The sequence below is a fragment of the Streptococcus mitis genome (assembly GCF_003942695.1).
GTDB classification, from domain to species: domain Bacteria; phylum Bacillota; class Bacilli; order Lactobacillales; family Streptococcaceae; genus Streptococcus; species Streptococcus mitis_BD.
Genome location: NZ_RJNU01000003.1, coordinates 160,038 through 182,003, shown reverse-complemented (window position 1 = coordinate 182,003; position 21,966 = coordinate 160,038). Strand labels below are relative to the sequence as shown.

Sequence of the window (21,966 nt, the reverse complement as noted above, 5' to 3'; positions counted from 1 at the left end):
TCCTAAACCCTCTTTTCCCAGCAATGAAAAGAAGGCGGACAAGCTCTAAAAATAGACAATTTCAGAAATGAGTATAGAATCTTGCGCAAACGTTTGCCTAGTTCTAAACTTTATGGTAGAATAAAACACAACATTGATAAGCAAGAGGAAAAACAATGAAAAATCAGACACTTATGCAATACTTTGAGTGGTATCTGCCCCACGACGGACAACACTGGACGCGTCTGGCTGAAGATGCTCAACACCTAGCAAACCTTGGTATCAGCCATGTCTGGATGCCACCTGCCTTCAAGGCAACCAACGAAAAAGATGTAGGCTATGGTGTTTACGATCTTTTTGACCTAGGTGAATTTAACCAAAAAGGGACTGTCCGCACCAAGTATGGGTTTAAAGAAGACTACCTTCAAACGATTCAGACTCTCAAGGAGCATGGAATCCAACCTATGGCCGATGTGGTGCTCAATCACAAGGCTGCCGCTGATCACATGGAGGCCTTTCAGGTTATTGAAGTGGACCCTGAGGACCGTACAGTTCAACTAAGTGAGCCCTTTACTATCAACGGATGGACCCACTTCACCTTCGATGGTCGCCAAGACACCTACAATGACTTCCACTGGCACTGGTACCATTTTACTGGTACAGACTACGATGCCAAACGCCGTAAGTCTGGCATTTACCTGATTCAGGGGGACAATAAAGGTTGGGCAAATGAGGAATTGGTCGATAACGAAAACGGAAACTACGACTATCTTATGTATGCCGACCTAGACTTTAAGCACCCTGAAGTCATCCAAAACATCTATGACTGGGCTGACTGGTTCATGGAAACGACTGGTGTAGCTGGTTTCCGCTTGGATGCCGTTAAGCACATCGACTCCTTCTTTATGGGCAATTTCATCCGTGATATGAAGGAAAAATACGGCGAAGATTTCTATGTTTTTGCTGAATTTTGGAATCCAGACAAGGAAGCAAATCTAGACTATCTCGAGAAAACAGAGGAACGTTTTGACCTTGTCGATGTTCGCCTCCACCAAAACCTCTTTGAAGCTAGTCGGGCTGGAGCAAGTTACGACCTTCGTAGTATTTTTACCGATAGCTTGGTTGAACTCAAGCCTGACAAGGCTGTCACTTTCGTTGACAACCACGATACCCAAAGAGGCCAAGCCCTTGAGTCTACTGTTGAAGAATGGTTCAAGCCAGCTGCCTATGCGCTTATTCTTTTACGTCAAGATGGACTTCCATGTGTTTTTTACGGAGACTACTACGGTATCTCAGGAAAATACGCCCAACAAGATTTCAGAGAAGTTCTTGACCGTCTCCTAGCCATCCGAAAAAACTTGGCCTATGGAGAGCAAACAGACTACTTTGATGATGCCAACTGTATTGGATGGGTACGTTCAGGCGCTGAAAACCAATCTCCAATCGCAGTCTTGATTTCAAATGACCAAGAAAACAGCAAATCTATGTTTGTTGGTCAAGAATGGGCTAACCAAATCTTTGTTGATCTCCTTGAAAATCATCCAGCACAAGTTACAATCAATGCTGAAGGTTATGGAGAATTTCCAGTAGCAGCGGGTTCAGTCAGTGTCTGGGCAACAAAATAAACCTATCAGTTACAAGTCAAATCCAACTGGATTTGGCTTTTTTGTATGCACAAAAAGACCTACCCAAGTGGATAGATCTTTGTTTTCTTACAATTTACCTGCTACTGCATCCAACAATTCTTGGATTTTCGCTTGGTTGCTTCCTCCTGCCATGGCCATGTCTGGTTTACCACCACCACGTCCATCGACGATTGGAGCCAATTCTTTGACAAGATTTCCTGCATGCACATCTTTTGTCTTGCTAGCTACAAGAACATTGACTTTGTCACCGATAGCGGCAACTAGGACAAGCACATCAGAGTAGTCTTTTTGTTTCCAGTTATCCGCAAAGGTACGAAGGGCACCTGCATCTGATACAGAAACTTGGCTAGCAATGTAACGGTGTCCGTTGACTTCCTTAACATCCTTGAAGACATCACCTGCAGCTGCAGCCGCGGCTTTTTCCTTCAACTCTGCATTTTCTTTTTGCAATTGACGGAGTTGTTCTTGAAGCCCTTCAACTTTATGAGGTACTTCCTTGAGTTGAGGTGCTTTCAAGGTTGCTGCGACGGCTTTCAAAGCGTCTTCTTGTTCACGGTAGGCTTCAAAGGCTTCCTTACCAGTCACTGCCAAGATGCGACGGGTACCTGAACCGATTCCTTCTTCTTTGACAATCTTGAAGAGACCAATCTCAGAAGTGTTGCCAACGTGGGTACCACCACAAAGTTCGACAGAGTAGTCACCAATGGTCACAACACGGACTTCTTTACCGTATTTCTCACCAAAGAGGGCCATAGCACCCATTTCTTTAGCGGTATCAATATCCGTCTCAACAGTTTCTACTGCAATTGCTTCCCAGATTTTCTCATTGACTTCTTGTTCAATGGCGCGCAACTCTTCAGGAGTTACGGCTTGGAAGTGAGTAAAGTCAAAGCGAAGAAATTCTACTTCGTTCAGAGATCCTGCTTGTGTCGCATGGTGGCCAAGGATATTGTGAAGAGCCGCATGGAGCAAGTGAGTGGCTGTGTGGTTCTTCATGACACGATGACGACGGTTGGTATCGATAGCCAAGGTGTATTCTTGGTTCAAAGCAAGAGGAGCAAGAACTTCAACCGTATGAAGAGCTTGTCCATTTGGTGCTTTTTGAACATCTGTCACATTAGCCAAAAGGTTTCCTTCAGCATCCAAGATTTGACCGTGGTCAGCTACTTGTCCACCCATTTCAGCGTAGAATGGAGTCTCTGCAAAGATAAGGGAAGCAGTGCCTTCTGAAACAGCTTCTACTTCAGCATTGTCCGCTACGATAGCGACCAATTTAGAAGACAATTGACTGGCATTGTAGTTAAAGACACTCTCCACTGTAATGTTTTGGAGGGTTTCATTTTGCATCCCCATTGAGCCACCTTTGACAGCTGACGCACGCGCACGCTCTTGCTGTTCTTTCATGGCTGATTCAAAACCTTCACGGTCGACAGTCATCCCAGCTTCTTCAGCGATTTCTTCTGTCAATTCAACTGGGAATCCGTATGTATCGTAGAGTTTGAAGACATCTTGCCCCGCAATAACGTTTTGACCTTTCGCTTTCAAATCAGCTACAATGGTTTCTGCAAAGTGTTGACCTGAGTGAAGGGTACGGGCAAATGACTCTTCCTCGCTCTTGACGATTTTTTCGATAAAGTCACGTTTTTCAAGGACTTCTGGGTAGTAGCTTTCCATGATTTTTCCAACAGTTGGAACGAGTTTGTAAAGGAAAGGCTCGTTGATACCCAATTTTTGACCATGCATAGAAGCGCGACGGAGCAGACGACGAAGAACGTAGCCACGACCTTCATTTCCTGGAAGAGCACCATCACCGATAGCGAATGAAAGAGAACGGATGTGGTCAGCGACGACCTTGAAGCTCATATTGTCGCCATCTTGGTCATATACCTTACCTGACAATTTCTCAACTTCACGGATGATCGGCATGAAGAGGTCAGTTTCAAAGTTTGTCTTAGCCCCCTGGATAACCGCCACCAAACGCTCCAAACCAGCACCCGTATCAATGTTCTTGTGTGGCAATTCCTTGTACTCGCTACGAGGAACAGCAGGGTCTGCGTTAAATTGTGACAAAACGATGTTCCAGATTTCGATGTAACGATCGTTTTCAATATCTTCTGCAAGCAGGCGAATACCGATATTTTCTGGGTCAAAAGCTTCTCCACGGTCAAAGAAGATTTCTGTATCAGGTCCAGAAGGTCCAGCACCGATTTCCCAGAAGTTGTCTTCGATTGGAATCAAGTGACTTGGATCCACTCCTACTTCAATCCAGCGGTTGTAAGAATCTTTATCATCTGGATAGTAGGTCATGTAGAGTTTTTCAGCTGGGAAATCAAACCATTCTGGGCTTGTCAAGAGTTCATAAGCCCAAGTGATGGCTTCGTCACGGAAGTAATCACCGATAGAGAAGTTCCCCAACATTTCAAACATGGTATGGTGACGCGCAGTCTTTCCTACGTTTTCGATGTCGTTGGTACGGATTGCTTTTTGCGCATTGGTAATACGCGGATTTTCAGGTTTGATAGTTCCGTCAAAGTATTTCTTAAGGGTTGCTACCCCAGAGTTGATCCACAAAAGAGTTGGGTCATTTACAGGAACCAAGCTGACTGATGGTTCTACAGAGTGGCCTTTGCTTGCCCAGAAATCTAGCCACATTTGGCGAACTTGAGCACTAGATAGTTGTTTCATAATATCTCCTTATTACTTATTTAATTTGATTGGCTTTCCAGCATCTCCACATAGTCAATCGCGACACAGAGGGAAATGACCAAATCTGCATAAGAGTCTTCATAGACGGTTACGGTGTAAGTTGAGGTCAAATGGAAAATTTCTTTCCGAATCTCGGCGACAAGCTGTTCACGATCATCTAGCAATTTGAAATTCAAATCCCAGATATTGCCCTCGATACGAAGCCCTAGATTGTCAAACTCATACTTATCTCGCCAAAAGGTCAACTTCTTACGAATGACGAAATTTGACCCGTCCCGTAGCTGAATAGTAAAGCGAGGAAGCAAGGTGAAGAATTCTTTACTAATCTCACTGACTTGCTCACCATAGGCGTCATAGATGGTAAAGGTCTTAGGAATTTGGAAGAAAGATCCCTCCACCTGATAGTTCACTACTCCTCTATCATCCTTGATATCGAAGCGTTCGCCCCCAAGACGAAACTTTTGTTTCACGAGAAATGTCTTCATAAACACCTCCAAAAATCAAAAGACAAGCTCACATCACGAAGGGCGAAAAACCGCGGTACCACCTTCATTCAATGAACTTGTCATTCTCTTATTCTTATGCAATTGTGTGATTGAGTAGCATGACTTCCTACCTTAGATGGCTCGCAGCACCGCCATTTCTCTGGACTAAGATGATTGAAAATCAATTCTCAACTTTCTTATTATATCGTTTTTTTAAGTTTGCGTCAACTGGAAAAACCGATAATAAACCATCACTCCTACTTCCGATACATTTTAAACTGTAGGAAGAGGTCACTATATTTTCCTGTCCATTTATGGTCAAACTTCTCATAAACTTCTAGATTTTTCATGGTATCAGCGTCTGGATAGAAGGACTTGTCCTCTTTGGTCTCCTCTGGGAGCAGTTCCTTGGCTGTGTTATTTGGTGTTGAGTAGCTCACATACTCGGCATTTTTCAGAGCATTTTCAGGCTTCAACATAAAGTTGATAAAGGCGTAGGCTGCATCTTGGTTTTTAACGGTTTTTGGAATGACCATGTTGTCAAACCAGAGATTGCTGGCCTCAGTCGGAACGACATACTTGAGGTTAGGATTTTTCTCCAACATCTGGCTGGCTTCCCCAGAGAAGGTCACGCCGATAGCAGCATTGTTCTGAATCATGTAACCCTTCATTTCGTCAGCAACGATAGCCTTAATATTTGGAGTCAGTTTATATAGTTTGTCTACTGTCTCTTCCAACTGCTGAGGATCCTTTGAGTTGAGACTGTAGCCCAGCGAGTTAAGCCCGAGTCCCAGCACCTCACGCGCCCCATCAAAGAGCATAATGGAATCCTTATACTCTGGCTTCCAGAGATCATCCCAATGCTCAGGAGCCTCATCTACCATGGTTTCGTTGTAGACAATTCCCAAGGTACCCCAGAAATAAGGAATGGAGAATTTATTGCCTGGATCAAAAGACTGGTTGAGGAACTCAGGTCCGATATTTTCGATTCCTTCAATTTTTGAATAATCAAGCGGAACCAAAAGGTCTTCGTCCTTCATCTTGTTGATCATGTACTCACTTGGAATAGCAATATCGTAGGTTGTTCCGCCTTGCTTGATCTTAGTGTACATGGCTTCGTTGGAGTCAAAGGTTTCATACTGGACTTGGATCCCTGTTTCTTCTGTGAATTGCTCCAAGAGTTCAGGATCAATGTAGTCTCCCCAGTTGTAGATAACCAGTTTTTGACTATCTCGACTATTGATTTTACTATCTAAATGCGTCGCAATTCCCCACAAGACAAGGATAATCGCTGCAATTCCTACTAAAAATGAATAGAGTTTTTTCATGCTTGCTCCTCCTTCTCACGTGAGATAAAGTAATAGCCTACAACTAGGATAATACTAAAGAGAAAGACAAGGGCAGACAGGGCATTGATCTCTAGCGAAATTCCCTTACGAGCACGAGAGTAAATCTCGACTGACAGGGTTGAAAAGCCATTTCCCGTCACAAAGAAGGTCACGGCAAAGTCATCCAGCGAATAGGTAAAGGCCATGAAATAACCTGCGATGATAGACGGTGTTAGATATGGCAACATAATTTCCTTGAACATCTGAAACTGGCTGGCTCCTAAGTCATAAGCCGCGTGAATCATGTCACCATTCATCTCCTTGAGACGGGGCAAGACCATCAAGACCACGATAGGGATGGAAAAGGCCACGTGACTAGATAGAACCGTCAAAAAGCCAAGTGAAAACTTAAGCTGTGTAAAAAGAATCAAGAAGCTAGCACCAATCATAACGTCTGGCGCAACCATCAAAATATTATTAAGAGATAAAAAGGCTTCTTGGTATTTCTTACGAGACTGGTAGATATAGATGGCACCGAAAGTCCCGATAATGGTCGCTATCAAGGCTGATAAAAAGGCCAAGAAGAAGGTCTGGGTGAGGATCAACATGAGACGACCATCACTAAACATGGTTTTAAAATGGTTCAGGCTAAAACCAGTAAAGCTGTTCATATCATCACCAGCATTAAAGGCATAGCCAATCAAGTAAAAAATTGGCAAATAAAGGATGATAAAGACAAAGGCTAGGTAGAGATTGGCAAATTTTTTCATCGTTCTCTCCTTTCCTTGGTTACCCACATGGTGATGAACATGGTCAGGATGAGGATCACACCGATGGTTGAACCCATACCATAGTTATCATTGGTCAGAAAGTTCTGCTCGATAGCCGTTCCCAAGGTAATAACGCGGTTCCCACCAATCAAACGGGTCAACATGAAGAGACTCAAGCTAGGGATAAAGACCGACTGAACCCCACTTCTCACTCCGTTCATAGACAGAGGGAAGATGACATGGCGGAAGGTCTCCCACTTGGTCGCACCGAGGTCATAGCTGGCATTGATAAGATTGTTATCCATATCGTCCAAGACATTGAAGATCGGCAAAATCATAAAGGGAAGCTCGATATAGCTTGCTACAAAGATAAAGGAGAAATCCGTAAAGAGCAACTGCTGCGAACCGATTCCGATGAATTCCAAGAATTGGTTAATAGAGCCATCTTGACCAAAAATCCCGATAAAGGCATAGGCCTTGAGGAGCAGGTTGATCCATGTTGGCAGGATAATCAGCATGAGCCAGAGCTGACGGTGCTTGAGACGAGTCAAAAAGAGGGCTGTCGGATAGCTGATGAGAAGCGTCACCATGGTTACAATCCCCGCATAGAGCACAGAGTTGAAGCTCATCTTAAGGTAGGTTAAGTTTTGTGACGCAAAGTAAGATTTATAGTTTTCTAAACTGAACTGGCCTTCAATGTTGAAAAAGGATTGACCGAAAATCAAGACCAAGGGTGCGAGGACAAAGAGGGCAATCCAAAGCATGTAGGGCACTACAAAGAGTTTAGAGGTTGTTTTCTTCATCTCTTTCCTCCTCAATCGCGTTAATCAGACCTGCTTCTTGCTCTTCGATTTCTACATACTCCTCGATACGAGCATCAAACTCTTCTTCAGTTTCGTTAAGACGCATGATGTGGATGTCTTCTGGTTCAAAGTCCAGACCGATTTCCTCACCCACAATGGCCTTACGAGTCGAGTGGATCATCCATTCATTTCCGAGTTCATCATAGGCGATAATCTCGTAGTGAACCCCACGGAAAAGCTGGGTATCAACCTTAACTTGGAGCTTGCCTTCTTCAGGAAGGGTAATGCGCAAGTCTTCTGGACGAATGACAACCTCAACAGGCTCATTTGGCTTCATCCCCCCGTCGACCGCTTCAAAGCGTTTGCCATTGAACTCGACCAAGTAGTCCTCAATCATGTTTCCTGGCAAGATGTTGGACTCACCGATAAAGGTGGCAACAAAGTGGTTGATCGGCTCATCGTAGATGTCCACAGGCGTTCCAGACTGAACAATCTCGCCATCATTCATAACAAAAATCCAGTCACTCATAGCCAAGGCTTCCTCCTGATCGTGAGTGACAAAGACAAAGGTAATCCCCAATCGTTGTTGCAGTTCACGCAGTTCGTACTGCATGTCTGTTCGCAACTTCAAATCCAGCGCTGACAAGGGCTCATCCAACAAAACCACACGAGGTTGGTTGATAATAGCACGGGCAATGGCCACACGCTGACGTTGTCCTCCAGAGAGTTTACGGATGGAACGTTTTTCATAACCTTCCAACTGAACCATCTTGAGAACTTCCGCTACGCGTTGCTCAATTTCTTTCTTGTCGATTTTACGTAAGCGGAGCGGAAAGGCAACATTTTCAAACACATTCATATGTGGAAACAAGGCATAGGATTGGAAGACCGTATGGACGTCTCGCTTGTTGGTTGGAATGTCGTTGATCCGTACCCCATCCAACAAAATATCTCCTGTCGTCGCATCCAGTAAACCTGCAATAATATTCAGGATAGTTGATTTCCCAGAACCAGATGCGCCTAAAAGAGTATAGAATTTCCCCTCTTCCAACTCAAAGTTAATATCTTTGAGAACCTTGGTGTTGCTGTCTTCAAAAACTTTAGAGACGTTTTTGAATTCGATAATTGGTTTTTTCAATTGGCATAAATTCCTTCTTTTTCATAAATTAACAGATCAGGGCTCTGTCAGGCCGCCACTACCTCTTGCAGGGAGTAAAACCACCTGCATATATCTTCGCTACCGATAGGCTTTCACCCCCTTTCCATTGACATAGCAGCAGCTATTCTGGTGAAACCTTACTCCTTCTCACCCAGGATTCGGACTTCCCTCTCAAGGGTGACGCCTGAATGTTCCTTTACCTTTTCAATAACAGATTGAATCAAGTCCTCGTAGTCTTTAGCTGTTCCGTTAGCAACATTGATCATGAAACCAGCGTGCTTTTCAGATACTTCAACACCACCGATACGATAGCCTTTCAATCCAGCCTCTGAAATCAACTGACCTGCAAAATGCCCCACTGGACGCTTAAAGACTGAACCACAAGATGGGTATTCTAGAGGTTGTTTGAGTTCACGGAGATGCGTCAAGCGATCCATTTCCTGTTTGATAGCCTGATGATTTCCTGGAGCTAGGGCAAATTTAGCTGACAAGACAATGGCCCCAGAATCCTGAATAGCTGAATGGCGGTAACCAAAAGCCAAATCCTTGGCTGACAAGGTTTCGATTTCCCCTTCCTTGGTCAGAATCTTACAAGACTGCAAGATGTGAGCAATCTCTCCTCCATAGGCACCCGCATTCATAAATACAGCGCCACCTACGCTCCCTGGAATCCCGCAAGCAAACTCAAAACCAGTCAAACTATGACGAAGGGCAATGCGTGTTGTTTCAATCAAGTTAGCACCAGCTTCTGCTTCAATAGTGTAACCATCAACTGAAACGTTATTGAGTTTGTCACACAAGATAACAAAACCACGGATTCCACCTTCACGAACGATGATATTGCTGGCATTTCCTAGCACCATCCAAGGAATATTCTCCTGATTGGCAAATTGGACAACACGCGCCATCTCATAGCGATTGCGTGGCAAAACTAGATAATCCGCTCGACCTCCTACCTTGGTATAGGTATAAGTCTTCAAGGGTTCCTTAAAACGAATATCGATTCCTTCTAATTGTTCTTGTATTTTAGTTACGAATGTCATATCTCTCATCCTTTTGTAAAGTCATTTCATTATACCATTTTTAAGGGCTTTTGACGACAGGAAAATTCTTGGTGTCAAAGCATTGCGTTAAAAAAAGAGGTTTCCCTCTTTTTATGATGATTTTTTCCAAAATGTAGATTTTGTCAGCCAGATAAAGACTAAAAGTTCTACGAGAAGAATAAACTCAACTAGAAGCGGATTTGCAATCCATCCCACCTGAGATAAGGCTGGAGCCAAGTCAAACAAGGCATGCAAACCATAGGCAGCAACTAGGTAGATCCATTTCTTTTGGCTAACACTTTGATAAACCCAGATGGAAAGACCGATTTGGAGAACCAAGGCAAGTACGCGCTCAACTCCTAGCAAATAAACCTGCCAAACAGAAAGAGACTGGACCGTTTCGAGTGTAGACTGTGGAAGGAGATTGGCTACATCAGTATTTGAAGTCTGGATGAGTGAAAAGAGAATCAAAAGACTGATCAAGCTTCCCATTCCGAGATAGAGCATCTCCAAGCCCCCATGTCCCAAACCATAAGCCAAAGCATCTCTATCTTCTAGACTTCTCTTTTTCTCCAACCATTTAAAAAAGACAAGGCGGGCAGTTTCCTCAAAAAGGGCAGCCATAGTAATCGCATAAAGAACATATAGGAAAGGTTGCTCCTGCATGAGCGCAATGGTTCCATCTTTTTGCGGATGGAGTACCAGAAGATGAACAATCTTCTCTAACACTTGAGAAGAAACAAAAAATGCGATTGCCCCCAAGCCCATCACTGCAAGAGAGATTTTAAACCGTTTTTTGGCATACCAAGTCCCACTTACTAGAATGAGAACCAAAGCGATCATGGTGAGGATAATATGTACTGTCATCTTTTTCTCCTATTCTGACTTATCAATATCTTTCTTCATCTCGTCAACGTTAAATTTGGCAAATAAATACTGGCGATCTTGGACTGGGAAACGTTGGTCCAACTGATCGACTGCTCCAACCTCAATCATTCCTTCTTTGATAACAAAGTCCATCACATGCCCACCAAAAGTCAAATCGTCTGAGATAAAATGCAAATGGTAGCCTGCAACACTCACTCCATGGAAAATCTCCGGTGTCCAAAATCCAACAATGGTCCCCGATACATTTTCACGGCTATATTCAGGTTGGTGAGTCGCTACATCAGCAAACTTGGTATCAGGTGTGGATTTAGGAATCATCCGCACATGCATGTGAGCGAATTCCCCATGAATCTTGATAGAGCGAAAGAGATTTTCCCCATCATAGTAGGACTCAATCCGCTTTTCTAATTCCTTATCCGTCATCTCAAAGCGCTGGCGGAAAATCACTTCTGCCTGATGGGGAACAACTGCCGCATAAGGGATAAGGGCATCAGGTGCAACTTCTACAATTTCAGGTTGCTCCCCTGAACCTTTGGCTTGATAAGCCTTGCCATCAAGGACAATCAACTCCCCATCAATCGAATCAAGGGTTCCCAAACCAAGGTCACCATGTTCCAACAATTCTCCCACTGTCATGGTTCCACCATAGAGACCAGCCATTAGGGCACCTAGAGTATTGTATTGAAATAATTTTACTGGTTCCTGCACTTTTCTTTCCATTCTCTTTCTTATCTTCTTTTCAATGAATCATCATACTTTCTAAGTATACCACATTTGGTCCTAGATGTGAAAGGGAGAAATGCTTTTCCCATTGCCAATTAGGCAAAAAAAAGGTACAATGTAACAAAATCAAAGGAGGTCTGGAATGACGAAACAAAGTAAGTACCAAGCAGTTGTTTCCCATCTAAAAAAGGGTATCGAATCAGGAAAATTTCCAACTGGTAGCAGACTTCCCTCCATCCGTCAACTGAGCCAAGACTTCCACTGTAGCAAGGACACTGTCCAAAGAGCCCTGCTAGAATTGCGCCATGAACAATACCTCTATGCCAAGCCCCAAAGTGGCTACTATGTTCTGGAACAGGGGCAGCATCAGGACTTGGAAATCGAAGTCACTGACGAACATGCCAGTGCCTATGACGACTTTCGGCTCTGCGTCAATGAAACACTGATTGGAAGAGAAAACTACCTCTTCAACTACTATGACAACCAAGAAGGGCTTGAGGAACTAAGACAATCTGTCCATCAACTTCTTTTTAACCAAGCCCTCTACTGCAAACCTGACCAACTGGTTCTGACTTCAGGCACTCAGCAAGCTCTCTTTATCCTTTCTCAGATTGATTTTCCTAGCAAGAGAGAGGAGATTTTAGTTGAACAGCCGACTTACCACCGAATGAATCGCCTCTTGGTGGCTCAGGGATTGGCCTACCAGACCATTGAACGCCGAATCGCTGGGATTGACCTTGACGATCTAGAAGGACAGTTCAAATCTGGAAAAATCAAGTTCTTCTATACCATTCCTCGCTTCCACTATCCTCTTGGGCATTCCTATTCTGAGCAAGAAAAAAGGGCCATTCTGGATCTAGCAAACCAGTATGGTGTATACATCGTCGAGGATGACTATTTAGGAGACTTAGATCCTAAAAAAGGGCAGACCTTCCACTATCTAGATACAGAGGATCGGGTCATTTATATCAAGTCCTTCTCAACCAGTCTCTTTCCAGCTCTTCGTATCACCGCTCTCATTCTCCCAAATGCCCTAAAAGAGACCTTTGTTTCCTACAAAAATATCTTGGACTATGATAGCAATCTCATCATGCAAAAGGCCCTCTCTCTTTACATCGATAGTCAGTTATTTGAAAAAAATCGTCTGGCTCGACTGACCCTTCAAGAGAACTATCAGACTCGGATAAAGGAAGTACTTGAAAAAAACACCTGTCCCTTGCCCTACTATCCTCTACACGATGGCCTTCTCCTTGATTTGAGAAATTACCCTAAAATTGCCAGTTTGAAGTATAGCTCACTCAAACTAGACTTCTTTGAAGAGGCTTATTTGGAAGCCTGTCCTTATCAGTTTGCCAAAGTTTCTCTCGAAAATCTAGAAGAGCTATTAGAATACATAAAAGCAGAATTGGATTAAAGTCCAACTCTGCTCTTTTTTATTGTTCAACTTCTGTTAGTTTCGCTGCTTTTTCTAGATAGGTTTGATAAGTTCCTTCATCTTTTAGTTTTTGGATAACCTTATCTACTACTGCTTTCAAGTCTGATTGATCCTTCTTGATAGCAACGGCATTGGCTTCGCCATCTTTCATCGTCAAGTTAACAGATGCAACGACAAGGTCTGAGTTTTTACCTGCGTAGCTAAGAGCAACTGGTTCATCCATATGAACAGCATCCACTTTTCCAGCCTGCAATTCATTGACTGCTTCCCCCATATTGGTCAAGGATGTCAACTGGGCATTTGGCAATTGTTCCTTGACCATGGTTTCTGGCACAGTTCCCTTTTGAGCTGCGATATTGGCACTTGCGAGGCTTGAAAGATCCTTGTATTTGTCTAAATCAGCTTTTCTAACCAAGAAACTCATCTTATTTTCATAGTAAGGGATTGAAAAGTCAAAGACTTCCTTTCTCTCATCTGTAGCACTAATTCCTGCAATGGCCAAGTCAGCCTTTCCAGTTTGAAGAGTGGTCAAGACATTGTCAAAACTCATGCTAGAGATTTCAAGTTTAACTCCAAGTTCATCCGCAATCGCTTGAGCCATATCAATATCTGCACCAACCACTTGGTTTTTACCATCTACCAAGGATTGGAATTCAAATGGTGCATAGTCTGGGCTGGTCGCAACGACTAGCTTGCCTTTTTGTTTGATAGCCTCCACAGCAGACTGAGAACTATCCGTACTTGATTGACAAGCTACTAAAATCATGCTGGCAAGCATACTACACACCACTAACATCCATTTCTTAAACTTTATAAATAAACGACCTTTCTGTTATTTCTGAATAATTATAACCTATTTGAAAACACTTGTCAACATTTTCAGAATTTTCATTTCAAAAAATTCCTTTTTATTCAAAAATAAAGACTAATCTGAGTTGATTAGCCTTTTTAGTGCATATTTAATCCGTTTCTTAGAGTTCGACAATTTTACCTGTTTCAAAGTAAACAACCCATTCACAGATATTTTTTGCGTAGTCTCCGATTCGTTCCAAGAAGGAAATGACCTGGAAGTAATCACGGCCTGTAACGATGGCTTCAGGATTTTTCCTAATTTCTTCTGTAGCCAAATCACGGATGCTATCAAAGTAATGGTTGATTTTTTCGTCCATAGCTGCTACTTCGTAGGCTTGATCCACAGAACCGTTGAGATAAAGATCTAGGGCTGCTTCAACGAAGTTTTTCACGTCGCGTCCCATCTTTTTGATTTCTTCTTCAACAGAAGGGATACGTTGCTCCCCCTTCATACGAATGGTCGCCTCAGCGATAGACACTGCATGATCTCCCATGCGTTCCACGTCAGAAACTGCCTTGAGAACGGTCAAGACGGTACGAAGGTCTTGCGAAACAGGTTGTTGGAGGGCAATCATTTCAAATGATTTCTTTTCCAACTTCACTTCGTATTCATTTACTTCTGCATCGTCTTCGATGACTTCTTTTGCCAAATCACGGTCATGCGTAACAAAGGCACGCACTGTACGATTGATCTGCGAGAGCACTTCTTGTCCCATGGCATAGAACTGGTTATGCAATTTCTCCAAATCTTCTTCAAATTGAGATCGTAACATCATTCAACTCCTTATCCAAATTTTCCTGTAATATAATCTTCTGTTTCCTTGTTTTGTGGGTCTAGGAACATCTTCTTAGTATCGTTAAACTCGATTAAATCCCCATCTAGGAAAAATCCTGTTTTATCAGAGATACGTGAGGCCTGTTGCATCGAACGCGTTACCAAGAGCATGGTGTATTTATCTTTCAGACCATACAAGGTTTCCTCAATCTTACCTGCAGAAATAGGATCCAAAGCTGAAGTTGGTTCGTCCAAGAGGATGATTTTAGGGCTGGTTGCCAAAACACGGGCAACACAGACACGTTGCTGTTGACCCCCTGAGAGACCAATGGCCGAATCATGCAAACGATCCTTTACTTCATCCCAGATAGAAGCACGTTGCAAGGCCTTTTCTACTGCTTCATCAAGGACTTGCTTGTCCTTAACCCCATTGATACGTAGCCCATAGACAACATTTTCGTAGATAGACATAGGGAAGGGATTGGGCTGTTGAAAGACCATACCGATTTCCTTACGCAATTCAACCGTATCGGTGCGGGGACTGTAGATATTGTGACCATTATAGACCACTGATCCCGTTGTTGTTACCTCAGGATTTAAATCGCCCATGCGGTTGATGGCTTTGAGCAGGGTAGACTTTCCTGATCCAGAAGGACCAATCAAGGCCGTTATTTCCTTAGGTTGGAAAGAAAGGGAAACACTATTCAAGGCCTTCTTTTTATTGTAATAAACGGACAGGTCTGACACCTGTAAAATCGCTTCTGACATACCGTTTCCTTTCTAACCAAAGTGTCCCGTTACATAGTCATTGGTTGACTGTAACTTAGCATTTTGGAAAATATTGGATGTCTTATCATACTCAATCAAATCACCCAAGTAGAAAAATCCTGTGTAGTCACTTGCACGCGCAGCCTGCTGCATACTGTGGGTAACGATGATGATGGTAAAATCCTTCTTCAATTCCAACATGGTTTCTTCCAGCTGGGCTGTTGCAATCGGATCCAAGGCTGACGCAGGCTCATCCATCAAAAGAATGTCTGGCTTGACAGAGATGGCACGAGCGATACAGAGACGTTGCTGCTGACCACCAGAAAGCATCAAGGCTGATTTGTGGAGGTCGTCTTTGACCTGATCCCAAAGGGCANCCTGTCTTAGAGAGGTTTCTACAATTTCATCAAGTACTTTCTTGTCCTTAACACCTGCACGTTCATGAGCAAAAGTGATGTTGCGATAGATAGACTTGGCAAATGGATTTGGACGTTGGAAGACCATTCCGATATGCTTGCGCATCTCATAGACATTGATTTCTGGGCGATTAACGTCAATCCCTTGGTAGAGGATTTGACCTGTGACCTTGGCAATATCAATGGTATCATTCATCCGATTGAGACTACGAAGATAAGTAGATTTCCCAGATCCAGAAGGACCAATCAAGGCTGTAATTTTATTTTTTTCAAATTGCATATCGATGCCCTTGATGGATTCATTTTTACCGTAGTAAACATGTAAATCCTTGGTAGAGAGGGCCACTTTTTCTTCAGGGAAGGTGATGATATGCTTTTCATCCCAGTTATATTTTGACATGGCTTCTCCTTTAGGCAGCGGTTAATTTCTTGTGTAAATAGCTTCCGAGTTTGCGTGCTCCAAAGTTAAAAATCAAGATAAAGATGAGGAGCACGGCGGCAGAACCAGCTGATACAATGGTAGCATCAGGAATGGTTCCTTCACTGTTGACCTTCCAAATGTGGACAGCCAAGGTTTCTGCTTGACGGAAGATTGAGATTGGGCTGGTCACACTGAGGATATTCCAGTTAGACCAGTCAAGGGCTGGAGCGGATTNTCCTGCCGTATAGATAAGAGCGGCAGCCTCACCAAAGATACGGCCAGATGCCAAGACAACACCCGTTACGATACCTGGAAGGGCTTCTGGAATGACGACATGGACCACAGTCTCCCAACGAGAAATTCCAAGAGCTAAGCCAGCCTCACGTTGCGTATGGTGAACGTGTTTTAAACTGTCCTCAACATTTCGAGTCATCTGAGGGAGGTTAAAGACCGTCAAGGCCAAGGCACCTGAAATGATTGAAAATCCATACTCAAATTGGACTACAAAGATCAAGTAACCAAAGAGACCCACAACGACTGATGGTAGAGAAGACAAAATCTCAATACAGGTACGAATAAAATTGGTCACAGGTCCTTTTTTGGCATACTCAGCAAGGAAAACACCAGCTCCCATAGATAACGGAACAGAAATGATCAAGGTAATGACCAAAAGGAAGAAGGAATTGTAGAGCTGAATCCCGATACCCCCACCTGCTTGATAAGAGGAAGATTTCCCAGTCAAGAAAGACCAAGAGATGTGCGGTAACCCTCTCACCAAGATATAGAGAATCAAAGATGCCAAAATGGCCACGATGATACCCGCGATGGTATAGAGGACAGCTGTTGCAAGTTTATCTAATTTCTTAGCGTGCATAGTTTTTCTTTCCTCTTTCTTTCGTAATCAATTTAATCACACTGTTAAAGGCTAAACTCATCAAGAGCAAGACTAAAGCCAGTGACCAGAGAACGTTATTATCAACCGTTCCCATGACGGTATTTCCGATACCCATAGTCAATACAGATGTCAAGGTCGCAGCTGGTGTTGTTAGCGAGGTTGGGATAACTGCTGAGTTTCCGACAACCATCTGAATAGCAAGGGCTTCACCGAAGGCACGCGCCATCCCAAAGACCACTGCAGTGAAAATACCTGAACGTGCTGCTTTCAAGGTCACACGCCAGATTGTTTGCCAACGAGTGGCTCCCATAGCTAAACTAGCTTCACGGTAATGACGAGGAACAGCACGCAAGCTGTCTGTTGTCATAAAGGTTACAGTTGGTAGGATCATGACAAAGAGAACGAAAATCCCTGACAAGATCCCAAAACCAGTTCCACCAAAGACGCTACGAACAAAAGGCACCACAACTTGCAAACCGATAAATCCATAGACGACTGAAGGAATACCGACGAGAAGTTCAATGGCAGGTTGCAAAATCTTTGCACCCTTTGGTGATACTTCTGTCATAAAGACTGCAGCTCCGATAGCGAAGGGTGTTGCAATCAGGGCAGATAAAATCGTCACAATAAAGGAGCCCAAAATCATCGGAAGGGCACCAAATTGTTTCCCTGAAGGATTCCAAGTTTGTCCAAAGAGGAAATCAAAGATATTCACCCCATTGACAAAGAAAGTCGATAAGCCTTTTTGGGCTACAAAAATCAAAATCATCGCCACAATGATGACAATCAAAGAAAGGCAGGTAAAGGTCAAACCTTTACCAAACTTCTCAAGACGAGAGTTCTTTGAAGGAGAGAGTAATTTTTTTGATAATTCTTCTTGATTCATTATTGACCTCCTTCTACTGCTGTAACGGTACCTGAAGCATCCTTTTGGACTTTCATTTCATTGATAGAGATATAGCCCATGCCCTTAACAATTCCAGTTTGGGCTTCGTCTGAGAGAATGAATTTTAAAAATTCAGCTGCCAACTCATTTGGCTGACCAAGTGTGTACATATGTTCATAAGACCACAAAGGCCAGTTGTTGGTCGTTACATTCTCAGACGTAGGTTCATACCCATTCAATTTCATGCTTTTCACGGAGTCATCTACATAGGCAAAAGCCAGGTAAGAAATGGCTCCAGGCGTTTGGGATACAATGGACTTGACCATCCCATTAGAATCCTGTTCTTGGCTCTGCATTGCCGCCTGACCATTCATTACGACATTGTCAAACGTCGCCCGTGAACCAGAACTTGCTGCTCGGTTGATGATTGAAATTGCCAGGTCTTTTCCCCCAACTTCTTTCCAGTTGGTCACTTCACCTGTAAAGATTTTTCGAAGTTGCTCGGTTGTGAGATTCTCAACATTCACTTCCTTGTTTACAATCACTGCAAGACCAGCCACTGCAACCTTATGATCCACAAGCGCTGAAGCATCGATTCCTTCTTTTTCCTCTGCGAAGACGTCAGAGTTCCCGATGTCTACAGCTCCAGACTGGACTTGGGAAAGTCCTGTACCCGATCCACCACCTTGAACATTGACTGTTTTTCCGATATTTTTTGAACCAAATTCGTCTGCTGCGGCTTCGACCAGAGGCTGAAGGGCAGTTGAACCGACGGCTGTCATGGTTTCTCCACGATCAATCCAGCTTGCACATCCTGCTAGAGAACCTGCCATCAAAAGAGTCGCAAGAGATAGGACGAGCTTTTTTCTTTTTTTCACTGTTTTTCTCCTTGAACATAATGATGAATGCTCTGATTTATTTCAGTTTTTACTATTTCAATTAGTGATGATAAGATTTGGTTTACGATTTATAGGCTGGAAGCCCCTTTGGGGACCAGTCAGTTCATCACATAATATAAGTAAAAATGAAAGACTGTCAGAAAAAACTCATACTTCCAATATAACATAGAATAAGCTCTTTGACTAGCTTTTTCACCTGAATCTGAGCCCTTTTGGATAATAATTTTTTAAAACATTTCCTGTTACCTTGGCAAAGCCTAATCCGTTACCTTGAACCACAACTTGGTACCAGCCATTTGGTCGAGCTTCAGACAATTGAACAGTCTCACCAGCCACATATTTCACAAAGTCCTCATCGCTGATTTCAACTCTTTGTATTACTTGGCTTGGTTTTAAGGCTAATCCCAGAGCAAAACTTGGTTCAAAACGTTTCTTCTTAAACGTCCCCAGATGGAGGCCATTACGGGCAATTTTGAGTTTCCCTAGATCAGGTAGCATCTCTGGCAAGAGATAGAGTTGGTCTCCAAAAGTTTGCAAGATACCAGTTAGATTGACCCGCAAGTGTTTTTGGGCAAAATCCTGCCACAAAGCCAGTTGCTCACGACTGAGATTGCTCTTGCTGGCTTTGAATTTAGGTGCTGGATTTTCTCCCTTAAACTGCAAGTGGGCAACAAACTGACCTTCTCCCTTGAAACGATGAGGATACATCCGAGCCGTTTCAGGAAGATCAATTCCTGCTACCATACCGTTCACATGCTCGACTGGAAGCAGTTCAAAATCATAAGTATCCAGCAACCAGTGGACGATTTCTTCATTTTCCTCAGGTGCCCAAGTACAGGTCGAGTAGACCAAACGACCACCTTCTGCAAGCATGGTCACTGCGTCTTCTAGGATTTCTTTTTGGAGACTAGCGCATTGGCTAGGATAATCGGTACTCCAATAATCCATGGCTTCTGGCTGCTTACGGAACATCCCTTCCCCCGAGCAAGGGGCATCAAGGACAATCACATCAAAATAACCTTTAAAGACCTTGGCTAAGCGGTCTGCAGACTCATTGGTCACAACTACATTTGTAGCTCCAAACCGCTCCATATTTTCCACTAAAATCTTAGCCCGCTTGCTTGAAATTTCGTTGGAGACAAGGACTCCTTGATTAGCCAGATAAGCTGCTAGTTGAGTGGATTTTCCACCTGGTGCTGCCGCCAAGTCCAAGACCTTCATGCCAGGACTTGGTTGAGCTACCTGGGCCACCATTTGGGCTGCAGGCTCTTGTGAATAAACAAAGCCCGTCACATGCCCTGGTGATTTCCCTGAGACCTTGCCATAATGTCCCCAAGGTGTATTTGGAATAGCATCTGCAAACGATAACTGACTTTCTTTTAAGGGATTGACCCGAAAAGCCGAAACCGCTTCCTGCTTAAAAGAGGCAAGAAAATCTCTTGCCTCATCTTCTAGTATCGCTTCATATTTTTCAACAAATCCTTCTGGAAATTGCATTTAGTTCTCTTTCCTTTCGTAGATATAAGACTGAATCTCTTCTTGCATCTCGATTGGCATCATCATGACAGGCTGACGCGTTTGAAAATCAGCGGGCTCACCTGATACCGTAAGAAGGCGATAACCCAGACTTTCCCCTAAGATACTGGCCGCAGCGTAATCCCATGGCTGCAAGTAGGTAATATAAGTCAGAAGACGACCCGATAAAACCTTGGCAAAACTAATGGCCGCACTGCCATAGACACGGACTCCCAACGCTGCTCGGCCCAAATCTGCCAAGCCCCACTCATTGGTTTCAAACATAGCTGAGTTACCAGCCACTAAAAATTCTCTAAGAGGTTTCTTTTTAAAAGTCGGTAAGGGCTTATTATTACGACAAGGTGGGAAAGCTCCTCCACCATGGTAGCAATCGTCTTTCATGACATCATAGATGATGCCAAATTTCCCAACCCCATTCTCAAAGTAGGCCAACATCACGGCAAAATCTTCCTTTTGGGCGACAAAGTTATTAGTGCCGTCAATGGGATCAATCACCCAGACGGAACCTTGACCGACTGCAGCACGTAAACAGCCCTCTTCCGCGCAAATCAAGTCTTCTGGATAAGATGCCAAAATTCTCTGAACTAAGAGATCCTGAACCTCCTTATCCAAACGCGTCACCAAGTCTGTAGGTGAAGACTTTCGCTCGACCTGCAAATCTTCTTGCATGTGAGCCAAAATGTACTCAGCAGCTTCCTGCACAATCTGCTTGGCAAATTCAAATTTAGTTTCCAAGAGAAATCTTCCCTTCTCTTTTTTCTTTTGCTAATTGAACTGCATGATAGAAGGAATAACCGCTAGCCGTCTCAAATTCGCGACCTAAGCGCTTTTCTTCGCTTTTGCTCGGAACCACAGACTTAAATTTCTTGTAGGAATCTAGCAGTTTTTTAGCTTCTACCTTGTCTTCATAGGCAGCTTCAACATCATTAAAAAAAGAAAGCACTGAAGCAAGTTCTTCAGTGCTCCACGACAAATCTAGTGGGTAACTATACTGTTTGTTCATCTATCCAATACCAGCTCTCAATGTTGCTTCTTTCAATTCTTGTTTACGGTAACTACGAGGGAGAAAAGCACGAATCTCATCTTCATTAAAACCGATCTGCATGCGTTTGGTATCTATAATAATTGGGCGACGCAAAAGACTAGGATATTGCTCAATCAACTGAAGCAACTCCGATACCGAAATACTCTCTACATCAATATCCAATTTTTGAAAAATTTTTGAACGAGTTGAAATGATGTCATCAGTACCATTTTCGGTCAAGGAAAGAATGTGTTGTAATTCTTTTCTTGTTAAAGGACTGGTCATAATATTGTGCTCCTCAAAAGGAACTTTATGCGTCTCTAACCAGGCCTTTGCCTTACGACATGATGTACAGCTCGGTGATAAAAATAGTGTAATCATGCTTTTCTCTTCTTTATCTATACTTTGCTATTCTTATTATACAAAAAAATAAAGCGCTTGACTAGCAATTTCTAGAAAAAAGCCTATTTTTTTCTAGAAAAATAGACTGTATGCGAACGAATTACTCAATTCCAATGAAGTTAATTCA

General features: G+C 43.3%; 22 protein-coding genes. 2 read left to right on the top strand and 20 right to left on the bottom strand.

Annotation, left to right across the window (positions count from 1 at the left end; translation table 11 throughout):
- Window positions 1-155: 155 nt before the first annotated feature.
- A complete protein-coding gene (locus D8852_RS03770; RefSeq protein ID WP_125424658.1) occupies window positions 156-1,604 on the top strand; it encodes an alpha-amylase in 1,449 nt (482 codons plus the stop codon).
- Between the two features lie 87 nt (window positions 1,605-1,691).
- On the opposite strand, the gene alaS is transcribed toward D8852_RS03770, so the two are convergent.
- From alaS to budA, 9 genes are all read right to left on the bottom strand, one after another.
- Window positions 1,692-4,310, bottom strand: coding sequence for an alanine--tRNA ligase (gene alaS, locus D8852_RS03765; protein ID WP_125424657.1), 2,619 nt, complete (start codon window positions 4,308-4,310; stop codon window positions 1,692-1,694).
- 20 nt (window positions 4,311-4,330) lie between these two features.
- The gene (locus D8852_RS03760) at window positions 4,331-4,816 is read right to left on the bottom strand and encodes an LURP-one-related/scramblase family protein (RefSeq protein ID WP_125424656.1); all 486 of its coding nucleotides are present in this window, start codon (window positions 4,814-4,816) and stop codon (window positions 4,331-4,333) included.
- A 257-nt stretch (window positions 4,817-5,073) separates the two neighbouring features.
- Window positions 5,074-6,144 (bottom strand): ABC transporter substrate-binding protein, encoded by a 1,071-nt coding sequence (locus D8852_RS03755; protein ID WP_125424655.1) that lies wholly within the window; start codon window positions 6,142-6,144, stop codon window positions 5,074-5,076.
- Window positions 6,141-6,914 carry an ABC transporter permease gene (locus D8852_RS03750; protein WP_125424654.1) on the bottom strand — a complete coding sequence of 258 codons (774 nt, stop codon included), beginning with the start codon at window positions 6,912-6,914 and terminating at the stop codon, window positions 6,141-6,143. Before D8852_RS03750 ends, D8852_RS03755 begins: the two co-directional genes overlap by 4 nt.
- Window positions 6,911-7,717, bottom strand: coding sequence for an ABC transporter permease (locus tag D8852_RS03745; RefSeq protein WP_125424653.1), 807 nt, complete (start codon window positions 7,715-7,717; stop codon window positions 6,911-6,913). Before D8852_RS03745 ends, D8852_RS03750 begins: the two co-directional genes overlap by 4 nt.
- Window positions 7,698-8,855 carry an ABC transporter ATP-binding protein gene (locus D8852_RS03740; RefSeq protein WP_084975022.1) on the bottom strand — a complete coding sequence of 386 codons (1,158 nt, stop codon included), beginning with the start codon at window positions 8,853-8,855 and terminating at the stop codon, window positions 7,698-7,700. Before D8852_RS03740 ends, D8852_RS03745 begins: the two co-directional genes overlap by 20 nt.
- A gap of 158 nt (window positions 8,856-9,013) precedes the next feature.
- A complete protein-coding gene (murB, locus tag D8852_RS03735) occupies window positions 9,014-9,919 on the bottom strand; it encodes a UDP-N-acetylmuramate dehydrogenase (protein WP_169446276.1) in 906 nt (301 codons plus the stop codon).
- A gap of 111 nt (window positions 9,920-10,030) precedes the next feature.
- Window positions 10,031-10,786, bottom strand: coding sequence for a YhfC family intramembrane metalloprotease (locus D8852_RS03730; RefSeq protein ID WP_125424652.1), 756 nt, complete (start codon window positions 10,784-10,786; stop codon window positions 10,031-10,033).
- A 9-nt stretch (window positions 10,787-10,795) separates the two neighbouring features.
- Window positions 10,796-11,527 (bottom strand): acetolactate decarboxylase, encoded by a 732-nt coding sequence (budA, locus tag D8852_RS03725; RefSeq protein WP_125424651.1) that lies wholly within the window; start codon window positions 11,525-11,527, stop codon window positions 10,796-10,798.
- 145 nt (window positions 11,528-11,672) lie between these two features.
- On the opposite strand from budA, the gene D8852_RS03720 reads away from it, so the two are divergent.
- The gene (locus tag D8852_RS03720; RefSeq protein WP_125424650.1) at window positions 11,673-12,944 is read left to right on the top strand and encodes a PLP-dependent aminotransferase family protein; all 1,272 of its coding nucleotides are present in this window, start codon (window positions 11,673-11,675) and stop codon (window positions 12,942-12,944) included.
- Between the two features lie 19 nt (window positions 12,945-12,963).
- Here D8852_RS03720 and D8852_RS03715 read toward each other — a convergent pair whose 3' ends face one another.
- The 11 genes from D8852_RS03715 to D8852_RS03665 form a co-directional block, all read right to left on the bottom strand.
- The gene (locus D8852_RS03715; protein ID WP_125424649.1) at window positions 12,964-13,779 is read right to left on the bottom strand and encodes an ABC transporter substrate-binding protein; all 816 of its coding nucleotides are present in this window, start codon (window positions 13,777-13,779) and stop codon (window positions 12,964-12,966) included.
- 157 nt (window positions 13,780-13,936) lie between these two features.
- A complete protein-coding gene (phoU, locus tag D8852_RS03710) occupies window positions 13,937-14,590 on the bottom strand; it encodes a phosphate signaling complex protein PhoU (RefSeq protein ID WP_000946469.1) in 654 nt (217 codons plus the stop codon).
- Window positions 14,591-14,601: 11 nt separating this feature from the next.
- Window positions 14,602-15,360, bottom strand: a complete 759-nt coding sequence (pstB, locus tag D8852_RS03705; protein WP_001287329.1) for a phosphate ABC transporter ATP-binding protein PstB — start codon at window positions 15,358-15,360, stop codon at window positions 14,602-14,604.
- 12 nt (window positions 15,361-15,372) lie between these two features.
- The gene (pstB, locus tag D8852_RS03700; RefSeq protein WP_125833818.1) at window positions 15,373-16,176 is read right to left on the bottom strand and encodes a phosphate ABC transporter ATP-binding protein PstB; all 804 of its coding nucleotides are present in this window, start codon (window positions 16,174-16,176) and stop codon (window positions 15,373-15,375) included.
- A 10-nt stretch (window positions 16,177-16,186) separates the two neighbouring features.
- On the bottom strand, window positions 16,187-17,071 hold the full coding sequence (pstA, locus tag D8852_RS03695) for a phosphate ABC transporter permease PstA (RefSeq protein ID WP_125833816.1): 885 nt from the start codon (window positions 17,069-17,071) through the stop codon (window positions 16,187-16,189).
- Complete coding sequence (gene pstC / locus D8852_RS03690; protein ID WP_001070951.1) at window positions 17,061-17,978, bottom strand: phosphate ABC transporter permease subunit PstC; 918 nt, start codon at window positions 17,976-17,978, stop codon at window positions 17,061-17,063. The genes pstA and pstC overlap by 11 nt, the downstream gene beginning before the upstream one ends.
- Window positions 17,978-18,856 carry a phosphate ABC transporter substrate-binding protein PstS gene (locus D8852_RS03685; protein WP_125424648.1) on the bottom strand — a complete coding sequence of 293 codons (879 nt, stop codon included), beginning with the start codon at window positions 18,854-18,856 and terminating at the stop codon, window positions 17,978-17,980. The genes pstC and D8852_RS03685 overlap by 1 nt, the downstream gene beginning before the upstream one ends.
- Before the next feature lie 213 nt (window positions 18,857-19,069).
- Window positions 19,070-20,374 (bottom strand): RsmF rRNA methyltransferase first C-terminal domain-containing protein, encoded by a 1,305-nt coding sequence (locus D8852_RS03680; RefSeq protein WP_125424647.1) that lies wholly within the window; start codon window positions 20,372-20,374, stop codon window positions 19,070-19,072.
- Window positions 20,375-21,148 (bottom strand): inositol monophosphatase family protein, encoded by a 774-nt coding sequence (locus D8852_RS03675; protein WP_084976129.1) that lies wholly within the window; start codon window positions 21,146-21,148, stop codon window positions 20,375-20,377.
- On the bottom strand, window positions 21,138-21,416 hold the full coding sequence (locus tag D8852_RS03670) for a UPF0223 family protein (protein ID WP_001041963.1): 279 nt from the start codon (window positions 21,414-21,416) through the stop codon (window positions 21,138-21,140). The genes D8852_RS03675 and D8852_RS03670 overlap by 11 nt, the downstream gene beginning before the upstream one ends.
- On the bottom strand, window positions 21,417-21,818 hold the full coding sequence (locus D8852_RS03665; RefSeq protein ID WP_004246303.1) for a Spx/MgsR family RNA polymerase-binding regulatory protein: 402 nt from the start codon (window positions 21,816-21,818) through the stop codon (window positions 21,417-21,419).
- Window positions 21,819-21,966: the final 148 nt, after the last annotated feature.